The 6,353-nt window shown below is 55.3% G+C and carries 9 protein-coding genes and 1 pseudogene; 6 read left to right on the top strand and 4 right to left on the bottom strand.

Features of this window, described 5'->3' with window-relative positions; translation table 11 throughout:
• Window positions 1-221 (top strand): annotated as a pseudogene (locus RTY00_RS17875) (ABC transporter ATP-binding protein); the annotation flags it as partial.
• Here RTY00_RS17875 and RTY00_RS17870 read toward each other — a convergent pair.
• Both RTY00_RS17870 and RTY00_RS17865 read right to left on the bottom strand, forming a co-directional pair.
• Window positions 218-739, bottom strand: coding sequence for an N-acetyltransferase family protein (locus RTY00_RS17870; protein WP_312665331.1), 522 nt, complete (start codon window positions 737-739; stop codon window positions 218-220). The pseudogene RTY00_RS17875 and the gene RTY00_RS17870 overlap by 4 nt on opposite strands.
• A 140-nt stretch (window positions 740-879) precedes the next feature.
• Window positions 880-1,428, bottom strand: a complete 549-nt coding sequence (locus tag RTY00_RS17865; protein WP_312665330.1) for an XRE family transcriptional regulator — start codon at window positions 1,426-1,428, stop codon at window positions 880-882.
• A 102-nt stretch (window positions 1,429-1,530) separates the two neighbouring features.
• On the opposite strand from RTY00_RS17865, the gene RTY00_RS17860 reads away from it, so the two are divergent.
• Together RTY00_RS17860 and RTY00_RS17855 are read left to right on the top strand one after the other, a co-directional pair.
• A complete protein-coding gene (locus tag RTY00_RS17860) occupies window positions 1,531-2,205 on the top strand; it encodes an AzlC family ABC transporter permease (protein ID WP_312665329.1) in 675 nt (224 codons plus the stop codon).
• Entirely contained in the window at window positions 2,195-2,515 is a 321-nt protein-coding gene (locus RTY00_RS17855; RefSeq protein ID WP_008109204.1) for an AzlD domain-containing protein, read from the top strand. The genes RTY00_RS17860 and RTY00_RS17855 overlap by 11 nt, the downstream gene beginning before the upstream one ends.
• On the opposite strand, the gene RTY00_RS17850 is transcribed toward RTY00_RS17855, so the two are convergent.
• A complete protein-coding gene (locus RTY00_RS17850) occupies window positions 2,497-3,039 on the bottom strand; it encodes a GNAT family N-acetyltransferase (protein ID WP_312665328.1) in 543 nt (180 codons plus the stop codon). The genes RTY00_RS17855 and RTY00_RS17850 overlap by 19 nt on opposite strands.
• A 93-nt stretch (window positions 3,040-3,132) precedes the next feature.
• On the opposite strand from RTY00_RS17850, the gene RTY00_RS17845 reads away from it, so the two are divergent.
• Genes RTY00_RS17845 through RTY00_RS17835 form a run of 3 tightly spaced genes read left to right on the top strand, consistent with a single transcriptional unit; the run spans window position 3,133 to window position 5,352 of the window.
• Window positions 3,133-3,603, top strand: coding sequence for a GNAT family N-acetyltransferase (locus RTY00_RS17845; protein WP_312665327.1), 471 nt, complete (start codon window positions 3,133-3,135; stop codon window positions 3,601-3,603).
• 43 nt (window positions 3,604-3,646) lie between these two features.
• The gene (gene corA, locus RTY00_RS17840) at window positions 3,647-4,615 is read left to right on the top strand and encodes a magnesium/cobalt transporter CorA (RefSeq protein ID WP_081113251.1); all 969 of its coding nucleotides are present in this window, start codon (window positions 3,647-3,649) and stop codon (window positions 4,613-4,615) included.
• 50 nt (window positions 4,616-4,665) lie between these two features.
• A complete protein-coding gene (locus RTY00_RS17835; RefSeq protein WP_312665326.1) occupies window positions 4,666-5,352 on the top strand; it encodes a DJ-1/PfpI family protein in 687 nt (228 codons plus the stop codon).
• A 45-nt stretch (window positions 5,353-5,397) separates the two neighbouring features.
• On the opposite strand, the gene RTY00_RS17830 is transcribed toward RTY00_RS17835, so the two are convergent.
• Window positions 5,398-6,129: an SDR family oxidoreductase gene (locus RTY00_RS17830; RefSeq protein ID WP_312665325.1), complete on the bottom strand. Its 732-nt coding sequence runs from the start codon at window positions 6,127-6,129 to the stop codon at window positions 5,398-5,400.
• Window positions 6,130-6,353: the final 224 nt, after the last annotated feature.

The raw sequence follows: 6,353 nt of genomic DNA, 5'->3' as shown, positions 1-6,353 counted from the left end.
TGCAGCGCTTCTCGCTGTTACGCGTGATGCTGCTTGATCCGATATTTCTGTTTGCCGATGAACCCACATCGCGTCTTGATCCACTGGTGCAGCAGCAAACCATCCAGCTCATCACCTCGCTGGCGCGCGAACAACAGTGCGCGGTATTGCTGGTAAGCCACGATCGCGATCTGCTGGAAAAGGGCACGCATCGGGTGATCGCGATGGAGGAGGTCGCTTAACGCTCTGGCGGCTGGCTATCACCGTGGCCGAGTGAACGCTGCATCACCACGGTGTCCAGCCAGCGGCCATGTTTGAATCCCACCGACTTCATGACACCGGTGTGCTCAAAACCGAGCGCCCGGTGTAATCCCAGCGATCCTGCATTTGCGCTATCGCCAACAATCGCGATGATTTGGCGAAATCCCGCCGCTTCCGCTAGCGCAATAGCTTTTTGCAACAGCGCACGACCAATGCCTCTGCCGGTTTGCTGCTGATCGAGGTAAATCGAATCCTCCAGCGTAAAGCGATAGGCATAGCGCGGGCGATAAGGCGCCAGATAGCAGTAACCCAGCACCTGCTCATCCTCCTGCGCCACCAGCCAAAAACCGCCGCGCTGCTGCACATCCTGCACGCGATTCTGCATTTCGCTCGTCGAAGGCGGTTCGGTTTCAAAAGTCGCGGTACCGTGCAGCACGTGCCAGGCGTAGATTTTCTGGATGGCAGCGGCGTGATGAGGTCGGGCGGGAATAATGTCCATATGTTCCTGATTCTTAGCGGAGAAAACCACAGCATGCCACCGCACCGCAGGCGAATCATCGGATTTAACAATAGGAAATTCTGATGGCTAACTTTCAGTGCCGTAGGGTCGCCATTCATGGCGACCTGGCCAACCACAACTCAATTCTGCTCCGACAATTGCACCGCCATAGTATCCGCCTCTAAAGCCTCGAACACATGCGGTTCGTCGGCGGGATAACAAATGTAGTCGCCCGGATGCAGTTCGATCGGTGCATCGCGCGGTCCCACCAGCGCACGGCCGCGCGCGATGATCACATGCTCCACCGATCCCGGCGGATGCGGTTTTGAGTCGCGCGGTGCGCCAGGTTGGCTGGTGACCAGATAGAGATCGCGGCGTCCACCGGGCGGGCAACTTGCCAGCAATGCCGCCTGATAATCCGCCATCTCCGCTGAAACGATCATGCCTTCGCCACGGCGAATTACCTGCAATCGCTTCACTTCCGGCTCCATCAAACGCGCGAAAGGAATATTCAGCGCCACGCAAAGCGCCCACAACGTTTCAAGGCTGGGATTGCCGTTACCCGCTTCGAGCTGCGACAGCGTGGATTTGGCGATCCCGGCGCGACGCGCCACTTCTGTCAGTGAAAGCCCTGCGCGCTGGCGTTCGCGCAGTAATCCGACAGCAATAATATCAATTGGCGTGGTCAAACCCTCTCCTGTTCTTTATATCGAACGATTTGTTCGTCTTGTAAAACAATTCTGCTGCGTTCATTATAACGGCTTTCCTGTTCGATATGAGATCAAATTGTGATGCGTCTGGGTGCAGTGCCGCTTGATCGCGGAGTAATAAAAGCCATATTCCTGGTTTGTCTGGCCGACGGTATTGTCGGGCTTTCTTACGGTTCGCTAGCGGCGGCCGAAGGGTTTCCGCTGTGGGTGCCGATTGCGCTCTCAACGCTAGTGCTGGCAGGCGCGTCGGAATTCCTGTTTATCGGCATTGTGGCGGGCGGCGGCAGTCCGTTGACCGCAGCTGCGGCCGGTTTGCTGGTCAACGCGCGTCATCTGCCGTTTGGTATCGCGGTAAAAGATCTGGTGGGCAAAGGTAGCCGCAGCCTGCTGGGATGCCACATCATGAACGATGAAAGCGTGGTGTTTGGTATTTCCCAACCAAAACTGGCGCAGCGTCGTACCGCGTACTGGATTTGTGGTTTGGGTATTTTCACTATTTGGCCGCTGTCGGTGATTGGGGGTGCGGTGATCGGCCGCTTTATTCCCGATGTCTCGGCCATTGGTTTAGATGCGGTGTTCCCGGCGATCCTGATTGCGCTGATATTCCCGGCGCTGCGTCAGCGTCGCACGCTGATCCCCGCTACGCTTGGCACCGCGCTCTCTGTGCTGGCAACGCCATTTGTGCCAGCGGGCATGCCGGTGCTGTTTTCATTGCTGGGATTACTAAGCTGGCGGGAGCGTAAAAATGCAAAATAATCTGATCATTGGCGGTATCGCGCTGCTGGCTGTAGGCACTTATGCGATCCGCTTCGCCGGTTATCGCCTGGGCAGCCGTATGCAGATGTCGGATCGCGCACGCAACATGCTGTCTGATGCTGCCACGGTTTTGCTGCTGGCGGTAGCCGTAACCACCGCGCTGTTTGAAGGCACACATTTTGCTGGAGTCGCGCGCATCGCCGGTGTACTGTTTGCGGTGTTTTTGGCCTGGCGGCGCACACCGTTGATTCTGGTAATTATCGGTGCCGCGCTAATGACCGCGTTGCTACGCTACTTCGGCGTGCCCTGATCGCGCCAGGTTTGCGCGCGTAATTCATATAATAAACTGGCGGGTGCGCCTGGAACATCGTGAAACTGGTCGTAACAGCGCAGTCCCGCTTTCTCTAACACCCGCTGTGACGCGAAATGATCCGGGCGCACCGCAGCATCAATTACCGGAAGCTGGCACTCATCGAAGCCATAAGCGATCACCGTGCGGGCGAACTCGGTGGCGTAACCTTTTCCCCATGCCTCTTCCGCCAGACGATAGCCAAGATTATTGACTGGCTTGCCAGCAAACTCGCGTACCGTTAAGCCACCAAATCCCAAAACCTGATCCGGTTGTTCGCGCAGGCAAATTGCCCAGTTGCCAAAGGGGAAAGATTGCCAGTGCGCCAGCCAGCGAGTTAATACCTCCTCTGCAAAGGCTACATCGGGAAACGGACCCGCCGGATTGAACATATTGGTATCCGGATCGCCATAGATGGCAAACAGGCGCTGAACATCGGTGGGTTCAACCGGACGAAGAAACAAACGTGATGAAGTGAGCTGCATTGTCGTAACCTTTTGTAGCCGGAATCGGCGTTATCTTCCTGATGAGTTTTGTTACTGTGATACTCCACGGATTACTAGCATAGAGGAAAACGTATGAAACCGCGTTTAGCCCGCTGTGATGAAACGGCCACGTTGTGGCGTATTCGCAACCTTGCGATTCGCCACGGTTGCCAGGCCGTTTATCCAGCAGATGTTATTAGCGCATGGACGTCCGATGCGTTACCGCTCGGCTACTTTAAGGCGGTCAAAAGCAACCCGTCTTATGTTGTCGACGATGATGAATATGGCGTCGCCGCGACCGGGTTTCTCGATCTGCACAGCGGCAGTGTAGAAGCAATTTTTACGCTGCCCACTTGCAATGGCAAAGGTTATGCCAGCGCGATAATGCAGGCAATTATCGATGAAGCGCGTCAGCGTGGTTTTACTCAACTGACGCTCGCCGCCACGCCCAACGCCAGTAGCTTCTATCAGCGCCACGGTTTTCGTGTAGTGCGTGAAGCGCTTTATCCGTCGGCGCTGGCGAAAGCCGATCTTCCCTGCGTCGAAATGATACGCGAGCTTTAAGGCTAAAATGACAAACAGTGCAAACAACATGGACCGCGCGAATATGGTAATTAACTGCGTAGCGTATCGCCACGGCAAGCGCGAAGAGCATGTCGATATCGCCGATATCAGTGAAGTGTTAAAAGAAGAGAAATCCTTCGTCTGGATGGGTTTGTACCAACCTGAACCGGCTTTTATGCAGACGCTGCAGCAGGAATTCAGCCTGCATGAACTGGCGATTGAAGATGCGCTGGTGGCGCATCAGCGACCGAAGATCGAGCAGTACGGCGATTCGGTGTTTATCGTGGTGAAAACTGCCCACATGGACGAGCAGCAGCGCATTACTTTCGGCGAAACCCATTTCTTCCTCGGCAAAAACTTCCTCATCACCGTGCGTCACGGGTCTTCGGAAGGCTATGCAGACATCCGCACCAAAGCCGAAAAGAATCACGCGCTACTGTGTGAAGGACCGGGTTATGCGCTCTACTGCATCCTCGATTTCATCGTTGATAACTACAGCAAAATCACCGAATCCCTCAACGATCGCATTAGCGGGTTGGAACAGGGCATGTTCACCACGCGTTTCGACAGCGATGCGCTGCAGAACGTTTATCATCTGCGTCGTGAACTGCTGGCGCTGCGTAACGCGGCGCTGCCGGTGACCGAAATCTGCCAGCAGCTGGTGCGCTTCCACGAAGATATCATTCCTAAAAACCTGCGCGCCTATCTGCGTGACGTGCAGGATCACGCGCATCACGTGATGATCGATGCGGAAGATATGCGCGAAATGCTCACCAGCGCGATGCAGGTCAATCTGGCGCTGGTGTCAGTTCAGCAAAGCGAAGTGAATAAAAAGCTCGCTGGTTGGGGTGCGATCCTGATTGTGCCGACCATCATTTTCAGCATGTACGGCATGAACTTCCCCGATATGCCGGAGCTGCACACGCACTTTGGTTATCCCGCAGTGGTGGGCGTAACCGTCGTTATCTGCTGCGTGATGTGGTGGCGACTGAAAAAGGCCGGTTGGCTATAAACGTTTAATACCTGCATTTTTGAACCAATCCCTGCAACCCGGAGTGAAGGATGTCCTTTAATATTGGTCTACTGCTGTTCCCCAATCTCACGCAACTCGATCTCACCGGTCCGTGGGAAGTGTTTGCCCGCATGCCCAACGTTAGCAACTATCTAATTTGGAAAGATCGCCAGCCGGTGATGTCAGATCGCGGTCTGGCAATCGTACCAACGGTGAGCTTTGACGATTGCCCCCAACTCGATCTGATCTGCATTCCCGGCGGTCCCGGACAAATTGCGCTGATGGAGGATGACGAAACGCTGGATTTCGTGCGTCACATGGCGGAAAACGCCAAGTGGGTGACTTCGGTATGTACCGGTTCGCTGGTGTTAGGTGCAGCGGGTTTATTGCAGGGATATCGCGCGACGTCACATTGGGGTTCGCTTGATCAGCTAAGCCTGCTCGGTGCTACGCCGGTAGCGGAACGTGTGGTGCGCGATCGCAACCGCATCACTGGCGCGGGCGTCACCTCAGGCATTGATTTCGCTTTAACTGTGGTGGAAGAGCTGCTTGGACGTGAAATTGCGGAAAATATCCAGCTGCAGATGGAGTACGATCCGGCGCCGCCATTCCATTCGGGTTCGCCACGCAGCGCGTCGCCGGAACGGTTGGCGGAGGCAAAAATCCAGATGCAGGATTTTATTGCCCGCCGACGTGCCGCGACCGAAAGTGCCGCGGCGCGGATCAAGCGTGACTAAGAAAAGCTGGCGATTTCAGCCTGAAATCGCCACGAGTTTTACCGCTTAATGTGCGCTGGCAGTAGGGCGCACGGTGATTTCACTGGTATCCACTTCGCCAGGCTGATCGATGGCCCAACTCACCGCTTTGGCAATCGCTTCCGGCTTGAGCGCAATCTGGCGATAGCTCTTCATCGCGTCACGCGCGGTGCTATCGCTGATGATATCCGCCAGTTCAGATTCCACTACGCCAGGATTGATCACCGTAACCCGCAGATGCTGCGACTCCTGACGCAGGCCATCGGAAATAGCGCGAACGGCAAACTTGGTGGCGCAGTAAACGGCGGCAGTCGGCGAAACGGTCAGCGCGCCAATCGAGGCGATATTGATAATGTGACCAAACTGCTGCGCTTGCATGGTTGGCAGCACCGCCGCAATGCCATACAACACGCCGCGAATGTTGACGTCCAGCATCAAATCCCATTCATCGACCTTTATTGAGCTCATCGGTGACAGCGGCATTACGCCCGCGTTGTTAATCATCACATCAATACGACCATATTTCTCCAGTGCAAAATCGACCAGCTGCTGAGTATCGGCGCGTTGAGTGACGTCGGTGGCGAGATAATCCACACTTGCGCCGCCAAAACGCAATTCATCACATAACGCTTGCAGACGATCGGTACGGCGCGCGCCGAGCACCAGCTGATGACCTTGCTGCGCCAGATGACGTGCAATGCCTTCGCCAATGCCGCTACTGGCGCCAGTTAAAATAATCACTTTCTTCGCTGTATTCATGATGCACTCCTCGTTGAGTTGACGAGGCTATTGTTGATAAATCATGCAGTGCGCAACAGACCGGATTGTGGCACATCTTTGCCTGATTCTCTCGTGTGCATTGTGCAGCCACGATTTACACAGCTATGCTTTGCCTGAATCTCTCTGAGGAAACTGTTCATGCCGCACACCGTGCAACAGCGCACCTGCGCTTTACTCAGCCAGCTGGCGCGTCAGGAAGGCTA

Source organism: Pantoea sp. CTOTU49201 (assembly GCF_032054795.1).
Lineage (GTDB): Bacteria > Pseudomonadota > Gammaproteobacteria > Enterobacterales > Enterobacteriaceae > Pantoea > Pantoea symbiotica.
The sequence above is the reverse complement of the archived record's forward strand: the minus strand, read 5'-3'. Positions and strand labels throughout refer to the sequence as shown.

Coding starts and splice junctions, on each gene's coding strand:
- RTY00_RS17870 (WP_312665331.1), bottom strand. CDS start 739: ATGGACATTATTCCCGCCCGACCTCATCACGCCGCTGCCATCCAGAAA.
- RTY00_RS17855 (WP_008109204.1), top strand. CDS start 2,195: ATGCAAAATAATCTGATCATTGGCGGTATCGCGCTGCTGGCTGTAGGC.
- RTY00_RS17850 (WP_312665328.1), bottom strand. CDS start 3,039: ATGCAGCTCACTTCATCACGTTTGTTTCTTCGTCCGGTTGAACCCACC.
- RTY00_RS17860 (WP_312665329.1), top strand. CDS start 1,531: ATGCGTCTGGGTGCAGTGCCGCTTGATCGCGGAGTAATAAAAGCCATA.
- RTY00_RS17835 (WP_312665326.1), top strand. CDS start 4,666: ATGTCCTTTAATATTGGTCTACTGCTGTTCCCCAATCTCACGCAACTC.
- RTY00_RS17830 (WP_312665325.1), bottom strand. CDS start 6,129: ATGAATACAGCGAAGAAAGTGATTATTTTAACTGGCGCCAGTAGCGGC.
- RTY00_RS17845 (WP_312665327.1), top strand. CDS start 3,133: ATGAAACCGCGTTTAGCCCGCTGTGATGAAACGGCCACGTTGTGGCGT.
- corA (WP_081113251.1), top strand. CDS start 3,647: ATGGTAATTAACTGCGTAGCGTATCGCCACGGCAAGCGCGAAGAGCAT.